We start from the raw sequence: 20,427 nt of genomic DNA, 5'->3' as shown, positions 1-20,427 counted from the left end.
CCGTCGCGGCGCTGTGGCGGGTGATGCTCGAATGTGATGGTCTCGACGGCCCCGAGATGCTGCGGCGGCTGACGGAGCTGGCGGAGAGCCCCGACAAGGCCGAGGCCTTCGCGGCGACGCGGCAGATCGCCCACATCCTGGAGAACGCGGGTGACGTGCGCGGAGCCATCGCGGCCGCCGAGCGGACCCTGGAGCTGGTCCACGGCGACGAGGGTTCGTGGCTGATCGCGATCATGCACGCCATGCTGGCCCACCTGTACCTGAACCTCGGCGAGCGCGGCCGGGCGGTCCGGTACGCGCGGCTCGCCATCCCGGTGCTGAGCCGGCTCGGTGCCGCCGACGACGAGGCGCAGCTGCGCGCCGTGCTGGTGGCCTGCGCCATCGCCGGAGGCGACCTGGACGGCGCGGAAGCCGAAATGGCGGCGGTCTCCAGGATCAACGACAGCGAGGCGGTGATCGGCGGGATGGCGATCGTCTCGTTGTGCGCCGCCGAGCTCTCCCTGGCGCGCGGCCGGACGACCGTCGCGCTGGCGGAGTATCGGCTGGCCGTCCAGCGGGCGCGTGACCTGCGCATGCCCGGGGTGCCGCGGCTGGAGCGCGCCCCGTGGACGGTGATCTCGGAGTCGATCGCGCTGACGGCGTACGCCTACCACGCCGCGCCGGAGGACCTCCCGTACGGGGAGGAGTTGTTCGCCTGCGTCAGAAGGTACGACCTGCTGACCCCTGACAACCCCATCCTCGACTACCCCATGTGCGGTTCGATGCTCTTCGGGCTCGGCGCCTGGGGGCTGTTGCGGGGGGCCATGGACCCTGAGGCCGCGATCAGGTTGCTGCTGCTGGCCGAGCGGTTCGCGTACAACGCCACCATGCCCGTCATGTCCATCGAGCGGATCGAGCCGTACGCGGAGCGGATCGCGCCGGGGACGTTCGCCGCGGTGCGGGCCGAGTACGGCGCCCGCCGCGGCTCCGACCTGCTGGACGAGGCGATGCGGCTCGTCGAGCAGACCGGCGGAGGCGGCGCGGACAGGCCGGCGTGCAGCTCACATGTGCCGCTTGTAGCTGCGTACCGACAGGGGCGCGAAGATCGCGATGGAGATCAGGCCGGCGACGAGCGTCCAGGCCACCTCTCCGGTGACGAGGCCGCCGTTGGCGAGGTCGCGGGCGGCCGTGACCAGATGTGAGACCGGGTTGATCCGGACGAACGCCGCCAGCCAGTCCGGCAGGGACTCGACCGGGACGAACGCGTTCGACAGAAACGTCAGCGGGAACAGGATCATCATCGAGATGCCCTGCACGGCCTGGGCGCTCCTGGCGATCGTGCCGATCCAGGTGAAGATCCACGCCAGCGACCAGCCCGTGAAGATGGCCAGCAGGATCGCGGCGAGCACGCCGCCCGCCCCGCCGCCCGGGCGATAACCCATCACGATGCCCATGCCGAAGGTCAGCGTGGCCGCGATCGCGTACCGCAGCAGGTCGGCGACCATGGGGCCGGCCAGGGGCGCGATCCGGGCGATCGGCAGCGACTTGAACCGGTCGAAGACGCCCTTCTCCATGTCCTCGCGCAGTTGCGTGCCGGTGGCCATGCACGTCGTGAGCACGGTCTGGGCGAGGATGCCGGGGATCATCAGGGGCAGGTAGCTCTCCACGTCGCCAGCGATGGCACCGCCGAAGACGTAGGCGAACATCGCGGTGAACAGGATGGGCTGCAGCGCCACGTCGAAGAACTGTTCCGGGTTGCGGCGCATCCGCTTCAGCGCCCGCCAGGCCAGCGTCATGGTCTGGCTGAACGTCTCGCCGACGGTGACGCGCCGCCGGGCGGTGGCCACGCGGTCGGTGGCGCGGACGCTCTCGCGGGCGGGTGCGATCGTGGTGCTCATCGGTTCTCCTCCATGGTGCCGGCAGCCTTCCCGGCCTCGTCGCCGTCCGTCTCGTGGCCGGTGAGGGCGAGGAACACCTCGTCCAGGCTGGGCTTGGCCACGCTCACCGAGGAGATCGACACCCCGGCGGTACGCAGCGCGATCAGCACCTCCGCCGCCAGGTCGGCCTGGTCGAGCGCGACGTTGAGCCGGCCCTGCTCCGGGCTGAGCACCGGCTCTGAGCCGAGCACGCGCCGCACCACCCGCACGGCCTCGGGTACGTCGTCCGGCCGGGCGAGCAGCAGCTGGAGGGTCGAGTTGCCGACCGCCGTCTTGAGCTCGTCGGGGGTGCCCTCGGCGACCTTGCGGCCGTGGTCGATGACGGCGACGCGGTCGGCGAGCTGGTCGGCCTCGTCCAGGTACTGGGTGGTCAGCAGCACGGTGCAGCCGTCGGCGACCAGGCCGCGGATGGTCTCCCACATCTGGCCGCGGGTACGCGGGTCGAGCCCGGTGGTCGGCTCGTCCAGGAAGATCAGCGGCGGCCTGGTGATCAGGCTGGCCGCCAGGTCGAGGCGACGCCGCATGCCGCCGGAGAACTGCGCGATCGGCTTGTCGGCGGCCTCCTCAAGGCCGAACTGCTCCAGCAGCTCGGCGGCGATGCTCCGGGCTCGCGAGCTGGCGACGCCCTGGAGCCGGCCGAACAGCCAGAGGTTCTCGCGGGCGGTCAGGCTCTCGTCGACGGAGGCATACTGTCCGGTGACGCCGACGAGCTGGCGGATGACGTGCGGCTGATCGACCACGTCGACCCCGAAGATCTCGGCCCGGCCGGCGTCGATCTTCAGCAGGGTGGCCAGCATCCGCAACATGGTGGTCTTCCCGGCCCCGTTCGGGCCGAGCACGCCGAAGATCTCGCCGGTCCGCACGTCCAGGTCGATCCCGTCGACCGCGCGATGGCCGCCGAACGTCTTCGCCAAGCCCTGGGCGCGTACGGCCACGTCGGGGGGCGGGTCGAGTTCTGTGATGCTCATGGTGCCACTCTCGGCGGCGCCGGTTTCACGGTGCCCTCGACCGGGTTTCACGGGACGCCGGCGGCGTGAAACTTTCACCGTGAAACGGCGGGCCGATATTCATGTGGCCTGGTCTCCGGCACATTGTCAGCGGCGCGCGAAATTCTTCTGATACGCGGGCGTCCCTCCGGCGAATACGGAACTGCGCGTTTCATGGAGACACGGCGACGTCACGGGGAGAATTCGACATGGGGGACCTCTTCGGCATGCTCGGACGCCGGGCCGACGACAATGCCAGGAAAGTGGTGGACGCCTGCGCCCGGGAGATCGCCGGCTTCCAGGCCGTCGAACCCAGGGCGCGGGCGTCGATGCTGGAGTTCGCGGTCGTCGTACGAAGGCGGACAGCCGAGCTGGCCGCGTCCGGCGAGCCGCTGCTGGACAGCGACCTGGCCTTCATCGAGTCGGTCGGCGAGCAGCGGGGCGGGCAGGGCGTGGCGCCCGCCTGCCAGCGCGGCGCGCTCGCGCTGCACGCCGCCTTCACCCTGCGGGAGATCGCCGAGGCGGCCGGGCCGGGCGACCTGGCCGAGACGATGCGCCTGATCGACTGGCTGGGCCGCAACGGCCCGACGGCGCAGGCGGCCTACACGCGCGGCTATTTCCGCGGGTACGAACGGTTCCTGCCGACGGCCTCGCGCGTGCACCTGCTGGCCACCATGATGCTGCACGACGACCCGATGGCCGCCGAGCTGGCCGATCACCTCGGGGTGCCGACGGCCGAGCACTACCTGGTCACGGTCGTCCGGGTGGCCTCGGCTCCGCCGCCGAAGCGCAGGGAGGAGGTCGTGTGCGCGCTGCTGCGGCGGCACCGGGTGCCGTTCGGCTGGCAGGAGCCGGACGAGTTCGTGGCGCTGGTGCCGTATCACGGGACGCGGCCCGAGCACCGTACGGCGGCCGAGGAGGCGGGGCTGGCGCTGGCGCGGACGGTGGCCGAGATCGCGGGGCGGCCGTGCTCGACCGGCACCGCGCACGGCCGCCGCCACACCCTGGGGCAGGCGGCCGCGCTGGCGCGGAAGGTCAGCAGGGTGGCGCCGATGGAACGGGTGCCGCGCAGGTTGTACGGGGTGGCGGACGTGTTCGCCGAGCTGGGCGCGGTGGAGACGCCGCAGGTGGACCAGTGGCTGCGGGAGACGGCGCGCCGGCTCGGGGACGGGCCCGACCTGGTCCCGACGCTGGACGCCTACTACCGCCACGACATGAACCGCCTGCGTACGGCCGAGTCGCTGCACATCCATCCGCGCACGCTCGACTACCGGCTGCGGCGGGTGCGGGAACTGGTGGGCATCGAGCCCGGCTCCACCCACGGCGTCCGGGTGCTGAGCACCACCGTGGCCAGACTGCTGGCGGGCGCGTGGACCGAACACACCCTTATCTGACCCTGTCCGAACCCTTTACCGGCCCTGTTTTGACACGAGTGACAATCGCCGCCGCGCCGCCGTCGCGGTGTTTCTCGTGAAGTGACGATGACCGGAAGTCCCGGGCTCGGCGAAAGTAGCGGCGCAGGGCTCGGCCGGGCCGAAATGGAAACCAGCGAAAGGTTTCGACGACATGGCAGTACATGCGAGAAGAATGCTCATCGGCGTGCTCAGCGCGATCGCGGCGTTGCTGTTCTCCGTCGCACTGCACACCAGTACGGCCACCGCGGCACCGGAACGCGGCTTCACCGACCAGTCGACCTCGGAGCTCGCGGACACGCCGGGCAAGGACGGCGGAGCGTCGGTGAACGCCCAGTACTCGTGCTCCCGCCGAGTGCCCATCCCCGCGTACTACATCGACATCGACTGCTCGGTGTTCAGCGGGGCGATCAGGATCCTGGTGACCTGCTCCGACGGTTACCAGTTCGCCAGCCCGATCATCTTCGCCGGTAACCGGTTCACCGGGCGCGGCACGTGCGGGCCGCCGTGGACCGTGCGCTCCGCCAACGTCCAGGAGGTCTGACCCCCGATCCGCCCCTTACCGAGCCACCCGGGTGTGCCCCCGGGTGGCTCGCCGGCGTACCGGGCGGGTCAGGCGCGCAGGATCTTCCTGAGCAGCTCGGCGAACTCGGCGGGGTGCGTGGTCAGGCCCGTGTGCCCGCCGGGGAAGTGCACGAGCTCGGCGCCGAAGCGCTCGGCCAGGTACGCGGCCGGGCGGTAGGGCAGCTCGCCGCGCGAGTCCTGGCCGCCGGCGAGCACGAGCCGGTCCGACAGCGCCGCCAGCCGGTCGACGTCCGGCGCGTACGACATGAAGCTCGGCACGATGCGGCCGACGAAGAACGGCAGGCCGGCCATCGTCTGCTCGGCCCGCGCCGCCGCCTGCGGCGGCAGCTCGGGCTGGGCGGGCTCACCGTCCTTGCTCAGCCCGGCCGCGAACACCGCCATCGCGGGCATGAGCCCCTCGGTACGGAACGTCTCGCCCACGCGGGCGACGAGGGCACGATGAACCGCGGCGTCCGGAAGCACCTCCACCACCGGCGGCTCGTGCGCGACCACCCGTTCGAGGCGTTCCTGATGGGCGGTGAGCAGGTGCAGGGCGACGATCGCGCCCGAGCTGGAGCCGAAGACGCGGGCCGGCACGCCGGGGGCCAGCAGGTCCAGCAGGCGCAGCGCGTCGCCGGCGTGCTCGGCCACCCGCTGCCCGGCCTCCGGGTCGTCGAGCGGGCTGCGGCCGAGGCCGCGCGGGTCGTAGGTCACGACCGTGTACTCGGTGGCCAGATCTTCGGCGACGGTCTCCAGAGAGGCGGCGCCGCCCGTCCCGCCGGGGATCATCAGCAGCGGCGGCCCCTCGCCGCGCACCTCGTAGTGCAGGGTGGCGCCGCGCACCCGCAGACTGCCGTTCATCCGGACTCCCCTTCCGGCCAGTGCTCCAGGAGGACGTGCAGGGCGTCGAGCGTGCGGGCCCAGGTCTGCTGCGGGGTGCGCGCGTGGGCGAACCCGCCCGCGGCCTCCAGGGCGACGAACCCGTGGAAGGTGCTGCGCAGCACCCGTACGGCGTCGGTCAGGTCGGGCTCGGCCAGCCCGTACGCGCGCAGCATGCTGTACGTCAGCTCGACCGCGCGCCGCGGCCCCGTCGCCTTGGCGGCCAGCTCGGGATCGATCCTGATCGGCACCTGCGTCGCCATGTAGCGGCCCGGATGCTCGTGGGCGAACTCCCGCCACGCGTTCGCGTACGCGACCAGCGCGTCCTTGCCCGCCAGCCCGGCGGTCGCCTCCGCGATGCGCACGGTCTTCTCGTCCGCGGCCAGCAGCGCGATGCGCCCGCGCAGGTCCTCGACGTTGCGTACGTGGGTGTAGAGGCTGGCGTCCTTCACGCCGAGCCGCCGCGCGACCTCGGACATGGTCACCTGGTCGAGTCCGACCTCGTCGGCGAGATCGGCGCCCGCGACCGTCACCCGCTCCGCCGTCAGCCCGGCCCGCGCCATGCGTCCTCCTCATTTCCAAGACTTCCTAGGCACATCCTAGGGCCTCTCGGAAACTAGCGGGACACTGCTGCTGAGCGGGACGGGTGCGGGACGGGACTGAAGGTCAGGCGGCCTCTACACGCTGCTGGTCCTGGAGCAGGTCCACGACCGCGTCGATGTCGTTCGCGCTCACCGTCTGATGCAGGCCGCGGTGTATCTCGTCGTCATCCAGCCGGACACCGCGCCTGGTCGCGTACAGGACACCCTCGTCGCTGTAGAAGAAGGACCAGCCGGGGAACGCACTACGCAGCGCATCAATGTCGTAACCCAGAGTAGTCATGCGGCCACTCTAACGAGCCGGGTGGCAGCCGGTCCAGCCCTCGATTCCCCGGCCCCCGTTCCACCGGAAAACCCGCTCGGCGGAGGTTACGATAAGGCCATCTAGGACTAACTATATGTATTACCCTGGCAACCGTGAGTAACGGAGACGCCGTCAGAACAGCTTTATTCCGCCGCGCCCTGCACCGCATCGGCCGGCGCGGCGCGTCGCTCGCCTTCGTCGGCCTGCTGGGCGAGGTGATCGCCGCCTCGCTGGCGTTCGCGCCGCCCTCCCAGCGGGCCACCTCGGGCTACACCACGCTCGCCTCCGTCGCCCCGCTGAACGTCTGGGCGCTGGCCTGGTTCCTCGTCGGCACCCTGTGCCTGGTGCAGATGTTCATGCGCTCCGACCGGATGGCGTTCGCCGCCGCCACCGCGCTGCTCCTGCTGTACGGGCTGGTGCACATGGTCTCCACCGTGACCGGCGCCAACCAGCGCGGCTGGGTGGCCGGCGCGGTCTGGCTGGCGTTCGGCAGCTGGATCGCACTGATCGCCACCTGGCCGGAGGCGCCCAGGCCGCCGGGACGGCTGCCCGGCACCCTGCCTCCGGCGGCGGCCGTGGTGGTCGCCGACTCCGCCGGCATCATCCAGTCGTGGAACCTCCAGGCGGCCGACCTGTTCGGCTGGAGCACCGAGGAGGCCGTGGGGCGGCCGCTGACGATGCTGATGCCACGCCGTCTGCGCGAACAGCACTCCGCCGGGCTGCTCCGGGTAAGCTCGTCCGGCCGGTCCGAGCTGGCCGGGCGGATCATCCCGCTGGTGGGCCTGCGGCGCGACGGCACCGAGTTCCCGATCGCCCTGACCGTGAACGCCTGGCATCACGAGGACGGGATCGCCTACACGGGCGTGATCCGGCCCGTCGGAGGAGGTGGCGATGCCGAGCCTGACTGACATCCTCATTCAGGTCGCCGTGGGCGCCGTTCCGCTCGGAGTGGCGTACATGGCCTTCCGGTCGGCCACCGACGCCAACAAGAAGACCCAGGAGACCTCGCTGCTCCAGGTGGAGCGCCAGGCCGAGCTGGAGCGTTCCAAGGTGGACGCCGAGGCCTTCATCAGGGCCAAGACGATCTACGAGGACGCGCTCAGCCAGCTGGAGAGACAGCTGGTCCGGATGCAGACGCAGGCCTCCCAGGTGAGCACCGACCTGGCCACCGAGCAGAGCGCGTCCACCGCGATGCGCGACCAGATCAACCGGCTCCAGGCCCAGATCAGGGCTCTGGAGCGGACGGTCGTCACGTTGCGCACGCAGCTCATCTCGGCCGGCCTGGCCCCGGCGCCCGCGTCCGAGACGACCGGCCCCTACCAACTCCGGCACCCCCGGAAGGAATGACCCCGGGTGGCACCCGGCAAGAAGGGTGGTGGACAACCGTCGCTCGCGTCTGTCACCATTTATCGCATGATCATGCGAAAGGAGGGCGCTTCCGCCCTCAACCGGTGAACGCGCTCGTGCAGCGGGAAGCTGCCGCGATTCGCCAGGAATGGCTGGGCCGGGCGCTGTCGACGCTCCCCGCCGACCGCCCTGCCGTAGAAGCCGCCGTCTCCGCCCTCTACCGTCTGGCAGGGCTCTCCCCACCCCGGTTCCACTGGGTCGCCTCACCGCTGGCGGCCCTGGCGACCGTCCCTCCAGGTCTGTCGCACTCGCCCGAGCATCCGGACCGATGGCCGCTCCTGACCCGGTTCGCCAAGCTCAAGGACGAGTGGTGCCGGACCGTCGAAGCGGGCATGCGCAGGCCGCACTGGGCGCTCGACCGGATCGTCCAGCAGGAGGTGTTCCTCCCGCTGCAGCGCTCGATCAGCAGTTGCCTGCTGCCACCGCTGCGGCGGGCGCACAGCTGGGGGGCGCCCGGCTGGATGCGCTGGGACCGGACCCACTACGTCTCCCGGATCGCCCGTTACGACGCGCTGCGCCGCACCGCCGGCCTGGTGCTCGACGCCGAGCAGGAACGGCGGTTCGAGCTGTGGGCGGCCGTGCTCGGCTCGTGCCACTGGTGGTGGCCGGACGAGCACGTCTGCGTCGTCTCCGAGCGGCCGGTCGCCCTGCACACCGAGGTCGCGGGCGACGACGGCGAGGTGAGACCGCACCACGCGAGCGGCCCGGCCGTCCGGTACGCGGACGGATGGGCCGTGCACGCCTGGCACGGCACGCAGGTACCGTCCTGGGTGATCGAGAACCCGACCGTCGAACGCATCGCCGACGAGGTCAACGTCGAGGTCAGGCGGTGCGCGATCGAGCGGCTCGGCTGGGGCGCCTACATCGAACAGGCCGGGCTGCGCCTGGTCTCCCGCGCACCCGACCCGGGCAACCCGGGCTCCGAGCTGCGGCTCTACGACGTACGCCGGGGCACGAAGGTGCTCCTCGCGGTCAACGGCTCGGTCGAGCGCGACGGCCACCGCCGCCGGTACGGGCTCACCGTGCCCGCCTATCTCAACGATCCGATCGAGGCCGCCGGATGGACGTACGGGCTGTCCGGCGAGCAGTACGCCACACTTCTCCGCAGAACATAGGTGATGCCCATGACTGTCACACTCGCCTCTCTCAGCCGGCGGACCGGACTCGCGGTGCTCGACCACCTGGAGCAGTCGGTACGCATCCCCGTCGTCGACGGCCTCCAGGCCCAGGGCGACCTCATCGTCATCCCGCTCCCGCTCGTCGCCACGTCGGTGACCCTGATTGCAGAAGACCGATGGGAGCCGGTGCCGGCCGAGGGCGTCGAGCTGCTGCGCGGCGCGGCCGGCGGCAACCCGCACACCCTCGTCGCCGACCCCGGCACCTGCCGCTGGACCACGCACGTCGCGGACTCCCAGGGCCTGGCGATCGGCGTCTTCACCGCCTCGGCCCCGGTCTACCTGCTCCATCCGGAGCACGGGGGCTCGGGCTGCGCGCCGGGCACGTACGTGGTCAGGCGCCAGCGCGAGCACGAGGGCACCAGGGCCCGGCTGGTCGCGGACTGAACCTCAGTCCGAGTACGCCTGCGCCAGCAGCTCGGCCGACCGCATCCACGCCTTCCTGTCGGGCGCGGCGAAGGCCACGATGAGCTCGTCGGCGCGGGCGTGCTCGGCGAACCTGTCCACGTACTCCTTCACCTCGGCCGGGTCGCCGACGGCCGAGTATTTGGCCATCTGCACGATCTGCTGACCCGCGGGCGACTGCAGGATCATGTCGGCCTCCTCGGTGGTGAACGTGCGCCCCCTGCCGAGGAACCGGGTGACCCGGAGCCGCTTGGAGTCGAGGAACTGCTCCTGCGCCTCCTCCGTCGTCTCGGCCGCGATCACGTTGAGCGCCGCGATGACGTGCGGGCGGTCGAGCTGGGCGGAGGGCTTGAACTCCTGCCGGTAGATGGCGACGGCCTCCTCCAGCGCGGCGGGCGCGAAGTGGGAGGCGAACGCGTACGGGAGCCCCAGTGCCGCGGCGAGCTGCGCGCCGAACAGCGAGGACCCGAGGATGCACAGCGGCACGTTGGTGCCCTTGCCCGGGGTGGCGTCCACTCCGGGGATGCGGGACTCGCCCGCCAGGTAACCCTGCAGCTCCAGCACGTCCTGCGGGAACGAGTCCGCCGACGCGGGCGAGCGCCGCAGGGCCCGCATGGTCTGCTGGTCGCTGCCCGGCGCGCGGCCGAGCCCGAGGTCGATGCGGCCCGGGTGCAGCGTCTCCAGCGTGCCGAACTGCTCGGCGATGGTCAGCGGCGAGTGGTTGGGCAGCATGACGCCGCCCGCTCCGAGGCGGATCGTGCGGGTATGGGCGGCCACGTGGGCGATGAGGACGCTGGTCGCGGAGGAGGCGATGCTCGGCATGTTGTGGTGCTCCGCGTACCAGACCCGCTGGTATCCGAGCTCTTCGGCCCGCTGTGCCAGGGCGACGCTGGCGGCGAAGCTGTCGCCCGCCGTCTCGCCCTCGCCGATGTGCGCCAGATCGAGGATGGACAGCGGCAGAGCCATGAGTACGCGCCTTTCGCAGAGCGGTGTGACCAGCTCTGTGCAACAGCCGCGAATGCGGTGTTATTTCATGGCTGATCCCCCACGGCGCTGCCGTGGGGGATCAGGAGGCGCTCAGGAGGCGCTCAGGAGGCGGTGCAGGAGAGCGTGGCGGGAGTGCCGTTCTGCCCGGAGTGTCCGCCGAGGAAGCCGAACGTGGCCGTCGCGCCGGCGCCGACCGCGCCGTTCCAGTCGAGGTTGGTGACGGTGACGGAGCCGCCGCCCGCCGTCAGGTTGCCGTTCCAGAGCTGGGAGATCGTCTGGCCGTTCGGGAACGTCCAGCCGACCCGCCAGCCGTTCAGCGGCGACGTGCCTGTGTTGCGCACGGTGACCTCGGCCTGGAAGCCGTTGTTCCACTGACTGGTCACCTGGTACGTCGCCGCGCACCCGCCGGGACCGCCCGTCGGCGTCACCGTGGGGGTGACCGTGGGAGTGGTGGGGGGCGGCGCGGCGATGGCCAGGTCATAGGCCCGCTGCGGCACGAACTGCCCCGCCTGCGCGATGCACCCGTCGGCCTCGCCGGGTGGCTTGACCCAAAGGTAGGCGTCGATCGCGGAGTCACCCGTGTTCGTGGTGCTCCAGGTGCCGGTGGCGCGGCCTCCCGGGTCGCACCATTCGCTGCCGGCCGGGCCGTTGCCGTTACGGCTGGTGTCGATGACCGCCTTGAGCCGGGAGACGCCGGTCGCCGAGATGATGCTCTTCGCGTACGACACCAGCCCCGCCGTGGCCCGGTAGTTCGAGGTGTTGACCGCGATGCCGTCGGCGCTGTTGGCCACGTCCGCGCCGTTCAGCCTGGAGGCGGCCTCCGAGGGGGACAGCCAGGCGTCGTGCCCGATGTCGAAGTAGACCTTCACCTGCGACGACGTCCCCTTGAGCTTCTTGCCGGCGTAGGCCATGGAGGCCTTCACCTCGGCCTGCTCGGAGGAGTTCATGCAGTTGGTCATGATCGCCAGGGCGTCCGGTTCGAGGACGACGGCGGCAGGCCGGCCGCCGAGCCCGGCCGCGATCTGGTCGATCCAGGCCCGATAGGCGGAGTGGTCGGGCGCGCCGCCCGCGCTGGGGCCGCCGCAGTCGCGGTTCGGCATGGCGTACACGGCCATGATCGGGATCTTGCCGGCCGCGGCGCCTGCGCCGACGTAGGCGTCCACCTGGCCGCGCACGGTCGTGGGGTTGTAGGTGGCGAACCAGCGGCCCTGCGGCACCGCGGCGATCCGGTCCCTGATCACGGCGGTACGGCTGTCGTTCGGGTTGGCCGCCACCCATTTGGCGGCGTTCGTCTGGGGATCCACGTAGAAAGCGGAGTCGGCGGCCTGAGCGGTGGAGGAGGAGAGGACGACCGCTCCCGCCACGGCCGAGGCGGCCGCCGCGACGAGCACCGCCAGCACGGGCCTGCTGCGAGACATGTGGATAACTCCGTCCGTCATGTGGGAGCGCTCCCACCGGCACTCCGGATGCTAGGGAGCCCGGCTCGCCGGACAAAGACATCGGATCGATCCTTTAGCCATCGCCGCAGGTCAGACCCAAGTAATCGGGTGAAACTTTCACTCCGCCAGGCAGGCCTCGAAGACGGCGGTCAGCCGGTCGACGTCGGCCGGCGTGGGCTCCTCCGGGCCGAGCCTGCGGCGCGTCGCCCCGATGCCGAGCAGGATCGCCGCGGCCATGCGGGCCCTGGCCCGGGCGTCCGGCCCGGAGAGCCTGGCCTCCAGCGGGATCAGCACCGCCGCGATGAGGCGCTCTCTGGCCACCGCCTGCACCTCGGGATGGCGGGCCGAGCGTTCGAGCGTGCGCAGGATCGGGCTGTCCGGCGGCTGCCGCATGCGCTCGGCCGCGTATTCGGCCAGCCGCCTGGGCAGCCCCTGCTCGTCGCCCTCGAACAGGGCGCTGAAGACCGGCTCGCCCTCAAGGACCGCCGCGAAGAGGCCGGCCTTCGAGCCGAAGTACCGGCCCACCAGGGCGATGTTGGCGTCGGCCGCCGCCGCGATCATGCGTACGGTCACCTGCTCATAGCCCTGCTCGCCGAACAAGGTGCGGGCGGCCCGCAAAATCCGCTCCCGAGTGGCCTCGCGGTCGCGTGGCCTGGCCTCGGTCACCTGGGGACTCATGCCCGCACTCTACTCAACAGACACCCCACTAACCGCACGGCTAGTAAACAGGCGTATACTCAAGTCGGTTAAGACGGTAAGAAGGGGATGTGGGAGCTTTGGTAGCTCAGGCGCAGGCCGCATCTCCCACGAAACGGCACTATTCCCACCGCGAGATCCTCGAGATCATGTCCGGGCTCATGCTCGCGATGCTCACGTCGATGATCTCGACCTCTGTGGTGGGCACCGCGCTGCCGACGATCGTGGGGGAACTAGGCGGTCAGGACCAGTACTCATGGGTCGCGAGCGCGACCATGCTGACGATGACGGTGTCCACGCCGTTGTGGGGCAAACTATCCGATGTCTTCGGACGCAAGCTGCTGTTCCAGACCGCGCTGGGGCTGTTCGTCGCGGCCTCGCTGGTGGCCGGCCTGTCGCAGAACATCGGGCAGCTGATCGCGGCGCGGGCCATCCAGGGCCTGGGTGTGGGCGGATTGTCGGCCTTGTCGCAGGTGATCCTGGGGGACATCGTCTCCCCCAGGGAGCGCGGCCGCTACTCCGGCTACATGGGTGCCGTCTTCGGCATCTCCACGGTCGCGGGCCCGCTGCTGGGCGGTTTCATCGTGGACGCCGACTGGCTGGGCTGGCGCTGGTGCTTCTACGTGGTGGTGCCGTTCGCGGTGGTGGCCTTCGTGGTCATCCAGAAGGTGCTGAAGCTGGAGCGGATCAAGCGCAGCACGTCGATCGACATCTGGGGCGCCACGACGATCACGGCCAGCGCGAGCGCGCTCATGCTGCTGCTGACGCTGGGCGGCGTCGAGTTCGAGTGGAACTCGTTCTGGACCTACGCCCTGTCCGCGACCGCGCTGCTCATGCTGGCCCTGGCGGTGCTGTCGGAGCGCACCGCGCGTAATCCGATCCTGCCGCCGCGGCTGTTCCGCAACCCGACGTTCGTGCTCACCAGCCTGGCCTCGCTGTTCGTCGGCATGGCCATGTTCGGCGCGATGATCTACCTGCCGCAGTACCTGCAGATCGTCAAGGGGCTCAGCCCGACCAACTCGGGTCTGATGACGCTGCCCATGGTGGTGGCGCTGTTCCTGTCCGGCGTGATCTCCGGCAAGATCGTCACCCAGACCGGCAGGTGGAAGGTCTTCCCGGTCGCGGGCCTGCTCATCGTGGCGATCGGCCTGTTCCTGCTGTCCAGACTGCACGTCGACTCCAGCCTGTGGCTCATCGGGTTCGACGTGGGCGTGCTGGGCGTCGGCCTCGGCCTGTCCATGCAGATGCTCATCCTGGCCGCCCAGAACGGCTCCGAGCTGCGCGACATGGCCGCGACCACGTCGGGAGTGTCGTTCTTCAGGTCACTGGGCGGCGCCGTCGGCGTCTCCGCGTTCGGCGCGATCCTGACCGGCCGGCTCAAGGACGAGATGGCCGAGATGCTACGAGCCGCGCACATCTCGGTGCCGGGCGGCGGGGACGTCAAGCTCGGCAGTCCCGACGCCATCCAGATGTTGCCCGCACCGATCAAGAACATCGTCCTGGAGGCGTTCACCCGCGGCCTTGAGACCGTGTTCCTGGTGGGCGTGCCCATCGCCCTGCTCGGGTTCCTGGCCACGCTCTTCCTCAAGGAGCTGCCGCTGCGCGGCACGAGCGCTCCGGCCGAGCCCGTCGCCGCCAAGCCGCTCAGCAAGGACGACCTGGTCCTGGCCGGTCTGCTACTCGAACTCATCTCCCAGCGCATCGAACGGGTGAACGGCGAGCCCTCCGCGCTGCTGAGCGCGGTCGCCAGGCTGGCCCCGCCCGACGAGCGCTCCGAGCGCGAACGCGCCCGATCGGTCGTGCACAACGTGCTGCGGCCCACCTCGCGCACCCTGATCGCGCAGGCCACGCCGCCACAGAAGGACCTTGTAACAGGAGGAACCTCCCGATGATTCGCAAGTTCGTGGGCGCCGTCGCGGCGGCCCTGGCCGTGCTGGCCGGGCTGTGGCTGATGATCGCGCCCTTCGCCCTCGGCACCCAGCCCGAGGACGCCGATTGGACGAACGCCACGCAGTCCGAGTTCTTCACCGGGCTCGGCGTGGCGGTCGTGGGACTGGTCGGCGCCATCGCCTTCGTACTGGCCATCCGCGAGGAACTCGTACTGCGCGGGCTGGTGCAGCCCAGGCCGCGCAAGGCCGAGCCCGAGCCTGAGCCCGAGCCGGTGCCGGTCCCCGCGCCGCAGGCGTCGTCCGCGGAGCTGGCCAGCCTGCTGGCGCCCCTCGTCGAGGCGCTGCGTGAGGACCTGAGCACCGGAGCCCGTCCCGGCGGCGGCGAGCACCGCCAGAACGGCAAGACGTCCTTGGTCGGAGTGGAGGAGAACCGATGATGGCGAAACTGGGCGTATCCGCCCTCGTCCTGCTGTTCCTCGGCGGCCTGTGGCTGGTCGCCGCGCCGTTCGTGGTCGGCTACCAGCCCCGCGGCGGGTCCTACGCGGACGCGACGGTCAACGATTTGTGGCTCGGCGGCGGGATCGCCGCGGTGTCGTTCGTCAGCCTCGTCGTCTTCGCCGCCGACGCCCTGCGCGAGCTGGCCTCGCGCGGCAGGCACGCCGAGTCCTGACGCGAGACATGCCGTGTTCGGCAGTGGGACAGACCCCCAGGGGGAGCCGCTGGAAGGCAACAGGCTCCCCGAAGGGCGGTTCGAGATCGGCAAGGACGGCGCCAGCCTGCTCGTCGTGGGCTTCGACGGATCGGGCCCGAGCCGCAACGCGCTCGCGTACGCGGCCGGGCTCGCCCGCAGGGACGACGCCGCGCTGCTCGTCGCCTTCGTCGAGGCGCTGAACGCCACCCCTCTCTGGTTCTGGGCCGGGTCGCCGATCATCCCCGACTCGGCCAGTGACCTGGCCGAGGAGCTCAGGGACGAGTTGCGTGGCGCCGGGGTGCCGTGGCAGTTCGTCAGCATGCGGGGTGACGCGGCGCGCGAGCTGGAGACGCTGGCCAGTTCGTACAAGGCCGACGCGATCGTCGTGGGCCGCTCACGCAGGTCGTGGTGGAGCTCGGTTTCCTCCGGGCTGGCGAAGCGGGCTCGCCGTACTGTGCTGATAGTCCCTTGACCAGGGCGGATGTCGCATATGGTGGCGAGATGAAACGTGCTGCCGCCATGGCGTTCGTGGTGCTCGCGTCCGTTTCGTGCGGCGCGGGGGAGCCGGTCGCCTCGCCCGCTTCCGTCCACGAGACGCCCGGATCGACCACGCCCGTGTCCGCCTCCGACTCCACCAGCCCCAGCCCCAGCCCCACCGGGCCGCCGCCGTTCAGCGCGAAGGTCTCGCGGGTCGCGCGCGACCAGCTCCCCTACTCGTGGCGTCCCGGCTGCCCGGTCCACTACCGGGACCTGCGGCTGGTCACGCTGACGTACTGGGGCTTCGACGACAAACCGCACACCGGCCGGCTGGTCGTGCGCAAGACGGTGACCGACGACATCGTGACGGTCTTCAAGAGGTTGTACGGGTGGCGCTGGCCCATCAAGCAGATGAAGCTGGTGGACGCGTACAAGGGCGACGACTACGACTCGATCGACGCCGACAACACCTCGGCCTTCAACTGCCGCCCGGCGACCGGGTCGAGCAACTGGTCGAATCACGCCTACGGGGAAGCGATAGACATCAATCCCCGCGAGAACCCATATGTCACCGCAAGTGGCAGCACCGCACACCAGAATGCGAAAAAGTTCGCCAAACGGCCAGTTAGCGGTAAAGGTGTAGTAAACCCTGGTGACAAGGTCGTCAAGGCCTTCTCCCGCGTCGGCTGGGAGTGGGGCGGCTACTGGTCGGGCACCAAGGATTACCAGCATTTCTCCAAGGGCGGAGGCTGAGACAATCCCGTCATGGCAGCTAAGGACGGCGACGGCTGGACCGAGTGCGCGCAAGGGCACCGGCACTGGGGCGTCCATGGAGCCTCCGGGCTGCTGGTCGTCCACCACGACGAGCTCGGCGTGCCGTACGTGCTCATGCAGAAACGCTCGTGGTGGAGTCACCACGGCGGCACCTGGGGGCTGCCCGGCGGCGCCCGCGACAGCCACGAGGACGCCGTCACCAGCGCGCTGCGCGAGGCCCGCGAGGAGGCGGCGCTCGGCGGCGAAGGGCTGCGGGTGCAGGGGGTATACCTCGACGACCACGGCGGGTGGACGTTCGAGACGGTGATCGCCGCCTCGGCCGAGCTGCTGGCCGCCGCGCCGGCCAACGGCGAGAGCACCGAGCTGCGCTGGGTGGCGCTGCCCGAGATCGCCGACCGTGAGCTGCATCCCGGCTTCGCCGCCACGTGGACCGACATCCAGGGCGCGATCAGGCCCGAGACCCTGGTGCTCGACGTGGCCAACATCGTCGGGGCGCGGGCCGAGCGGGGCTGGTGGAACGACCGGCTCGGAGCGGCGACGCGGCTGCTGAACGACGTGTCCGGGCTGCGGCTGGCGCATCCCGTGCTGGCGCAGTGGTATCCGCGGATGGTGGCGGTCGTGGAGGGGGCGGCTCGGAGCGCTCCGGCCGTACCAGGGATCCAGGTGGTGGCGGCGACGGGGAGCGGCGATGACGCCATCGTCGACGTCGTACGCGCGGCCAAGCCGTGGGAGCGGGTGCTCGTCGTGACGGCGGACCGGGGGCTCAAGGAGCGGGTCGGTGAGCTCGGCGCGGAGACCGTGGGCCCCAAGTGGCTGCTGTCGCAGCTCGGGAGCTGAGGTCGGCGGCTCGGCTTTGGCTCGGCGGCTTGGCTCGGCGGCTGGCTTCGCGCGGTCGGAGCTCCGCGGGTGCGTTCGGCGGCTGATTCGGCCTGTTCAGAGCTCCGCGGGGACCACGCGGTCGAAGGCGGCCTTGAGCCCTGTCACGTCGAGCACCCGCTGTAAGACGCCGTGCACGCCGACGATGCCTAAGCTCCCGGCGTGCGCGGACAGCCTGCGCTGGTGCTCGACCAGCACCCACAGGCCGCTGGAGTCGCAGAACTCCAGCTCGGCCGCGTCGACCACGATCTCCACGCGCCCCTCGGCGAACAGCGCCACCAGGCAGTCCTTCAGCAGCGGAGCCGTGAGCTTGTCGAGGTCACCGCTCAGGCGCACGAGCGCTTGGCAGGCACCGCGCTGCACCTCGACGTTGAGATCCGCCACCTCCTGAACGTACACCCCTGCCACCACAGCCGCTATCGTGGTTTCCGCACGGGAGGGTTCGCATAGTGGACGAGTGCAGCCGCCTTGAAAGCGGCCAGGTCAGCGATGGCCTCGTGGGTTCGAATCCCACACCCTCCGCTCACTCGCGGGTCCCCGCGAAGCCGTCGCCCACGCTGGCGGCGAGCTGCAGGTAAGCCTCCCTCGTCGCGTCCTGGAGCCGGTCGAGGTCGATCTCCGCGCCCTCCTCCAGATGCGGGTCATAGGGCACCCTGATCACCGCGCGGCACCGGGCGGCGAAGTGGGCCTCCAGCTTCTTGATGTCGACCGCCGACTTCGACCTGGGCCGGACGCTGCACAGCACCACGGTGGCGTTCTTGACCAGGTCGGCGTAGTGGTGGGCCTCCAGCCAGTCGAGCGTCGCCGAGGCCGCCCTGGCGCCGTCGACCGACGGGGAGCTGACCAGCACGATCTGGTCGGCCAGCCCGAGCACGCCGCCCATGGCGGAGTGGAGCAGGCCGGTGCCGCAGTCGGTGATGCAGATCGAGTAGAAGTTCTCCAGGACCTGGGAGACGTCCTGGTAGTCGGAGCCGCTGAACGCCTCGGAGACCGCCGGGTCGCGGTCAGAGGCCAGCACCTCCAGCCGCGAGGAGGCCTGGGAGGTGAACGCCCTGATGTCGACGTAGCGCTTGACCTGGTCACGCTCGTTGAGCAGGTCGCGTACGGTGGCCGAGGTCTCCAGGACGAGCTTGTCGGACAGTGTGCCCCGGTCGGGGTTGGCGTCGACGGCGATGACGCGGTCACCGCGCACCGAGGCCAGCGTGGCGCCGAGGCCGACCGTGGTCGTGGTCTTGCCCACGCCGCCCTTCAGGCTCAGCACGGCCACCCGGTGGTGCCCGGCCGTCACCGGGGTGCGGGCCCTGGTGAGCAGTTCGCGGCGGCGGCGCACCTCCGGGGGCTCGCCCGGCTTGATCCAGCCGCCGGACGCCTTGTAGACGATGCGGCGCCAGCCCTTGGAGGGCGCGTTACGCCGTCCGCGTAGCAGGGACTCCGGGTCGAGGCTCTCCGCCGTCGGACGGCCGGTGACCGGGGGCCTGGGCGGGGCGGTGAAGACGGGGATGGGGGCCGGGCGGCGGCGTGGCCGCGTCTGGGGCGGGATCTCGCGTTCGGCGGGCCGCCATTCCTGCTGGTCGGCCCACTGCGGCTGGTCGGCCCACTGGGGCCGCTCGGACGGCTCGCTCCTGGCGGGGCTCTCGGGCTGCTGCGCCCTCCGCGAACGCCGCGGCTCGTCCCGCTGCGGCTCCTCCCGCTCCTCCCGCTCTTCCCGCTGAGCACGCTGGGGCTCGTCCCACGGGGAACGCTGCGGCTCGTCCCATGGAGAACGCTGGGGCTCCTCCTGCTGGGAACGCACCGCGTCACCGGAGGAACGCTCGTCGTCCCGCTGAGACCTGTCGTCGTCCCGCTGCGGCTGCTCGTCGTCCTGCTGAGCACGATCCTCCGACCAGGAGGGCCGCTCGGCGGACCACGCGGACGGCTCGTCGGACCACGTGAGCCGCTGCTCATCGCCCCACTTGGGGGCCTGCTCGGTGCTCCACGGCAGACGCTCGGGCTCCGCGGCCTCGTCACGCTCCTGAGACCCGTGAAGCGGCGTACGCAGCGACGGGGACGACTCCTGGGAACGCGGCTCGGGGTCGCCCCACTGCGGGCGCTCGCTCCGGGGCAGCGTCTCGGACGGCTCGGCCCACTGCGGCCGGTCGGCGGCCGAAGGCGTCTCCGCCGTGCCCGCCTTGGCGGCCGGCTTCTCGCCGGGCTGGTCCTGCGCCCACGACGGGGCCTCGTTGCCCGGCTGGGTGTCCGCCCACGAGGACTTGGCCTCCGTGACGACCGGCTCGTCACGCGCGGGCTCGACACGTGCGGCCTCGGCACTCGCCGACTCGGTCCGCGCCTTCTCGTCGTCCGCGGGCTCGGCGGCGGCCTCGGGACGCCGCGTCTCCTCGCTCTCCGTGGACTCCCGCGCCCAGTCGGGGATGTGCGGCCACGGTTCGTCCTCCGTCGCCTCGGCCTTGCTCCCGGCCGCCTCAGGCTTGCTCGCGGCCGGCTGCGGCGGGGTGAGCGGCAGCGAGAAGGCGTCGGTGTCGTCGGGGCGCGGCAGCGGCTTCAGCGGGCCGTGGAAGGGGTCGTCGGCGCTCGGGGCGGGCTTCTCCTGCAGCGCGGCCCGGTCGAGCCACTGGGTGGCCTCGCTCTCCGCCTGAGGGAGGTCCTCGGCGGCCTCGGGGCCATACACGGAGTCGACCGCCGCGCGGAACAGCGGCGGCGTCGGCGTGTCGTGCTGCGGCACGTGCTGCCATGGATCCTTGGGGTACGGCGAAGCGACCGGCTCGTCGGCGACCGCGGCCGAGGCGCTGACCGGAACGGGCGCCTCCTCCGTCTCCTTGATCGCGTCGAGCCAGGCCAGCTGTTCCTCGAGAGATTCTTCTCGATCGTGTCTTGCCACCGTGTTCCCCCTCGGGTGGGTCTAAAGGGGCAGCAAATACATTGCAGGTTAACGCCACATGGTCCGGCGCAGCTCG

At 71.1% G+C, this 20,427-nt stretch carries 22 protein-coding genes and 1 tRNA gene; 13 read left to right on the top strand and 10 right to left on the bottom strand.

Annotated elements, in window-relative coordinates:
• Positions 1-1,040 precede the first annotated feature (1,040 nt).
• Both OIE67_RS48565 and OIE67_RS48560 read right to left on the bottom strand, forming a co-directional pair.
• The gene (locus OIE67_RS48565; RefSeq protein ID WP_326633393.1) at positions 1,041-1,877 is read right to left on the bottom strand and encodes an ABC transporter permease; all 837 of its coding nucleotides are present in this window, start codon (positions 1,875-1,877) and stop codon (positions 1,041-1,043) included.
• Entirely contained in the window at positions 1,874-2,884 is a 1,011-nt protein-coding gene (locus tag OIE67_RS48560; protein WP_326633391.1) for an ATP-binding cassette domain-containing protein, read from the bottom strand. Before OIE67_RS48560 ends, OIE67_RS48565 begins: the two co-directional genes overlap by 4 nt.
• Positions 2,885-3,111: 227 nt before the next feature.
• Here OIE67_RS48560 and OIE67_RS48555 point away from each other — a divergent pair, with 227 nt between their 5' ends.
• Positions 3,112-4,296 carry a PucR family transcriptional regulator gene (locus OIE67_RS48555; RefSeq protein WP_326633389.1) on the top strand — a complete coding sequence of 395 codons (1,185 nt, stop codon included), beginning with the start codon at positions 3,112-3,114 and terminating at the stop codon, positions 4,294-4,296.
• Positions 4,297-4,468: 172 nt separating this feature from the next.
• Positions 4,469-4,858, top strand: a complete 390-nt coding sequence (locus tag OIE67_RS48550) for a hypothetical protein (protein ID WP_326633386.1) — start codon at positions 4,469-4,471, stop codon at positions 4,856-4,858.
• Positions 4,859-4,926: 68 nt separating this feature from the next.
• On the opposite strand, the gene OIE67_RS48545 is transcribed toward OIE67_RS48550, so the two are convergent.
• From OIE67_RS48545 to OIE67_RS48535, 3 genes are all read right to left on the bottom strand, one after another.
• Positions 4,927-5,739, bottom strand: a complete 813-nt coding sequence (locus tag OIE67_RS48545; protein ID WP_326633384.1) for an alpha/beta fold hydrolase — start codon at positions 5,737-5,739, stop codon at positions 4,927-4,929.
• Positions 5,736-6,320 (bottom strand): TetR/AcrR family transcriptional regulator, encoded by a 585-nt coding sequence (locus tag OIE67_RS48540; protein ID WP_326633383.1) that lies wholly within the window; start codon positions 6,318-6,320, stop codon positions 5,736-5,738. Before OIE67_RS48540 ends, OIE67_RS48545 begins: the two co-directional genes overlap by 4 nt.
• Before the next feature lie 103 nt (positions 6,321-6,423).
• A complete protein-coding gene (locus OIE67_RS48535; protein WP_245956235.1) occupies positions 6,424-6,639 on the bottom strand; it encodes a hypothetical protein in 216 nt (71 codons plus the stop codon).
• Between the two features lie 236 nt (positions 6,640-6,875).
• Between OIE67_RS48535 and OIE67_RS48530 the strand changes: the two genes are divergently transcribed.
• The 4 genes from OIE67_RS48530 to OIE67_RS48515 all read left to right on the top strand — a co-directional run bounded on the left by OIE67_RS48530 (position 6,876) and on the right by OIE67_RS48515 (position 9,629).
• Positions 6,876-7,568, top strand: a complete 693-nt coding sequence (locus tag OIE67_RS48530) for a PAS domain S-box protein (protein ID WP_326633380.1) — start codon at positions 6,876-6,878, stop codon at positions 7,566-7,568.
• Positions 7,552-8,007, top strand: coding sequence for a hypothetical protein (locus OIE67_RS48525; protein ID WP_326633378.1), 456 nt, complete (start codon positions 7,552-7,554; stop codon positions 8,005-8,007). The genes OIE67_RS48530 and OIE67_RS48525 overlap by 17 nt, the downstream gene beginning before the upstream one ends.
• Positions 8,008-8,111: 104 nt before the next feature.
• Positions 8,112-9,182, top strand: coding sequence for a DUF6745 domain-containing protein (locus OIE67_RS48520; protein ID WP_326633376.1), 1,071 nt, complete (start codon positions 8,112-8,114; stop codon positions 9,180-9,182).
• Between the two features lie 9 nt (positions 9,183-9,191).
• Positions 9,192-9,629, top strand: a complete 438-nt coding sequence (locus OIE67_RS48515; RefSeq protein WP_326633374.1) for a hypothetical protein — start codon at positions 9,192-9,194, stop codon at positions 9,627-9,629.
• A gap of 3 nt (positions 9,630-9,632) precedes the next feature.
• Here OIE67_RS48515 and OIE67_RS48510 read toward each other — a convergent pair whose 3' ends face one another.
• From OIE67_RS48510 to OIE67_RS48500, 3 genes are all read right to left on the bottom strand, one after another.
• Positions 9,633-10,613 carry an LLM class flavin-dependent oxidoreductase gene (locus OIE67_RS48510; RefSeq protein ID WP_326633372.1) on the bottom strand — a complete coding sequence of 327 codons (981 nt, stop codon included), beginning with the start codon at positions 10,611-10,613 and terminating at the stop codon, positions 9,633-9,635.
• Positions 10,614-10,735: 122 nt separating this feature from the next.
• Positions 10,736-12,052, bottom strand: a complete 1,317-nt coding sequence (locus tag OIE67_RS48505) for a glycoside hydrolase family 6 protein (protein ID WP_326633370.1) — start codon at positions 12,050-12,052, stop codon at positions 10,736-10,738.
• 138 nt (positions 12,053-12,190) lie between these two features.
• On the bottom strand, positions 12,191-12,751 hold the full coding sequence (locus OIE67_RS48500) for a TetR/AcrR family transcriptional regulator (protein ID WP_326633368.1): 561 nt from the start codon (positions 12,749-12,751) through the stop codon (positions 12,191-12,193).
• Between the two features lie 98 nt (positions 12,752-12,849).
• On the opposite strand from OIE67_RS48500, the gene OIE67_RS48495 reads away from it, so the two are divergent.
• From OIE67_RS48495 to OIE67_RS48470, 6 genes are read left to right on the top strand one after another with little or no spacing between them, the layout of a single operon-like run.
• A complete protein-coding gene (locus OIE67_RS48495; RefSeq protein ID WP_407674938.1) occupies positions 12,850-14,661 on the top strand; it encodes an MDR family MFS transporter in 1,812 nt (603 codons plus the stop codon).
• Entirely contained in the window at positions 14,658-15,095 is a 438-nt protein-coding gene (locus OIE67_RS48490) for a hypothetical protein (protein WP_326633365.1), read from the top strand. Before OIE67_RS48495 ends, OIE67_RS48490 begins: the two co-directional genes overlap by 4 nt.
• Positions 15,092-15,328 (top strand): hypothetical protein, encoded by a 237-nt coding sequence (locus tag OIE67_RS48485; RefSeq protein ID WP_106247439.1) that lies wholly within the window; start codon positions 15,092-15,094, stop codon positions 15,326-15,328. Before OIE67_RS48490 ends, OIE67_RS48485 begins: the two co-directional genes overlap by 4 nt.
• A gap of 13 nt (positions 15,329-15,341) precedes the next feature.
• Complete coding sequence (locus OIE67_RS48480; protein ID WP_326633362.1) at positions 15,342-15,821, top strand: universal stress protein; 480 nt, start codon at positions 15,342-15,344, stop codon at positions 15,819-15,821.
• Positions 15,822-15,850: 29 nt separating this feature from the next.
• Positions 15,851-16,579: a M15 family metallopeptidase gene (locus OIE67_RS48475; RefSeq protein ID WP_326633359.1), complete on the top strand. Its 729-nt coding sequence runs from the start codon at positions 15,851-15,853 to the stop codon at positions 16,577-16,579.
• 12 nt (positions 16,580-16,591) lie between these two features.
• Positions 16,592-17,437 (top strand): NUDIX domain-containing protein, encoded by an 846-nt coding sequence (locus OIE67_RS48470; protein ID WP_326633358.1) that lies wholly within the window; start codon positions 16,592-16,594, stop codon positions 17,435-17,437.
• A gap of 96 nt (positions 17,438-17,533) precedes the next feature.
• Here OIE67_RS48470 and OIE67_RS48465 read toward each other — a convergent pair whose 3' ends face one another.
• Positions 17,534-17,860, bottom strand: a complete 327-nt coding sequence (locus tag OIE67_RS48465) for an STAS domain-containing protein (protein WP_326633356.1) — start codon at positions 17,858-17,860, stop codon at positions 17,534-17,536.
• 51 nt (positions 17,861-17,911) lie between these two features.
• On the opposite strand from OIE67_RS48465, the gene OIE67_RS48460 reads away from it, so the two are divergent.
• Positions 17,912-17,998, top strand: a tRNA-Ser gene (locus tag OIE67_RS48460).
• A gap of 1 nt (position 17,999) precedes the next feature.
• Here the strand turns inward: OIE67_RS48460 and OIE67_RS48455 are convergent.
• Positions 18,000-20,351: a nucleotide-binding protein gene (locus OIE67_RS48455; RefSeq protein ID WP_326633354.1), complete on the bottom strand. Its 2,352-nt coding sequence runs from the start codon at positions 20,349-20,351 to the stop codon at positions 18,000-18,002.
• Between the last annotated feature and the right edge of the window lie 76 nt (positions 20,352-20,427).

Origin of the sequence: Nonomuraea fuscirosea, from assembly GCF_035917475.1 — a bacterium.
Classification (GTDB): Bacteria; Actinomycetota; Actinomycetes; order Streptosporangiales; family Streptosporangiaceae; genus Nonomuraea; species Nonomuraea fuscirosea.
Note: the sequence above shows the minus strand (reverse complement) of the source record. Positions and strands in the feature narration are given on the sequence as shown.

Bases quoted from the DNA above. Each gene is read 5' to 3' on its own strand.
- OIE67_RS48510 (WP_326633372.1), bottom strand. From the start codon at position 10,613: ATGGCTCTGCCGCTGTCCATCCTCGATCTGGCGCACATCGGCGAGGGC.
- OIE67_RS48515 (WP_326633374.1), top strand. From the start codon at position 9,192: ATGACTGTCACACTCGCCTCTCTCAGCCGGCGGACCGGACTCGCGGTG.
- OIE67_RS48550 (WP_326633386.1), top strand. From the start codon at position 4,469: ATGGCAGTACATGCGAGAAGAATGCTCATCGGCGTGCTCAGCGCGATC.
- OIE67_RS48565 (WP_326633393.1), bottom strand. From the start codon at position 1,877: ATGAGCACCACGATCGCACCCGCCCGCGAGAGCGTCCGCGCCACCGAC.
- OIE67_RS48500 (WP_326633368.1), bottom strand. From the start codon at position 12,751: ATGAGTCCCCAGGTGACCGAGGCCAGGCCACGCGACCGCGAGGCCACT.
- OIE67_RS48560 (WP_326633391.1), bottom strand. From the start codon at position 2,884: ATGAGCATCACAGAACTCGACCCGCCCCCCGACGTGGCCGTACGCGCC.
- OIE67_RS48470 (WP_326633358.1), top strand. From the start codon at position 16,592: ATGGCAGCTAAGGACGGCGACGGCTGGACCGAGTGCGCGCAAGGGCAC.
- OIE67_RS48555 (WP_326633389.1), top strand. From the start codon at position 3,112: ATGGGGGACCTCTTCGGCATGCTCGGACGCCGGGCCGACGACAATGCC.
- OIE67_RS48490 (WP_326633365.1), top strand. From the start codon at position 14,658: ATGATTCGCAAGTTCGTGGGCGCCGTCGCGGCGGCCCTGGCCGTGCTG.
- OIE67_RS48505 (WP_326633370.1), bottom strand. From the start codon at position 12,052: ATGTCTCGCAGCAGGCCCGTGCTGGCGGTGCTCGTCGCGGCGGCCGCC.
- OIE67_RS48525 (WP_326633378.1), top strand. From the start codon at position 7,552: ATGCCGAGCCTGACTGACATCCTCATTCAGGTCGCCGTGGGCGCCGTT.
- OIE67_RS48475 (WP_326633359.1), top strand. From the start codon at position 15,851: ATGAAACGTGCTGCCGCCATGGCGTTCGTGGTGCTCGCGTCCGTTTCG.
- OIE67_RS48485 (WP_106247439.1), top strand. From the start codon at position 15,092: ATGATGGCGAAACTGGGCGTATCCGCCCTCGTCCTGCTGTTCCTCGGC.
- OIE67_RS48545 (WP_326633384.1), bottom strand. From the start codon at position 5,739: ATGAACGGCAGTCTGCGGGTGCGCGGCGCCACCCTGCACTACGAGGTG.
- OIE67_RS48540 (WP_326633383.1), bottom strand. From the start codon at position 6,320: ATGGCGCGGGCCGGGCTGACGGCGGAGCGGGTGACGGTCGCGGGCGCC.
- OIE67_RS48535 (WP_245956235.1), bottom strand. From the start codon at position 6,639: ATGACTACTCTGGGTTACGACATTGATGCGCTGCGTAGTGCGTTCCCC.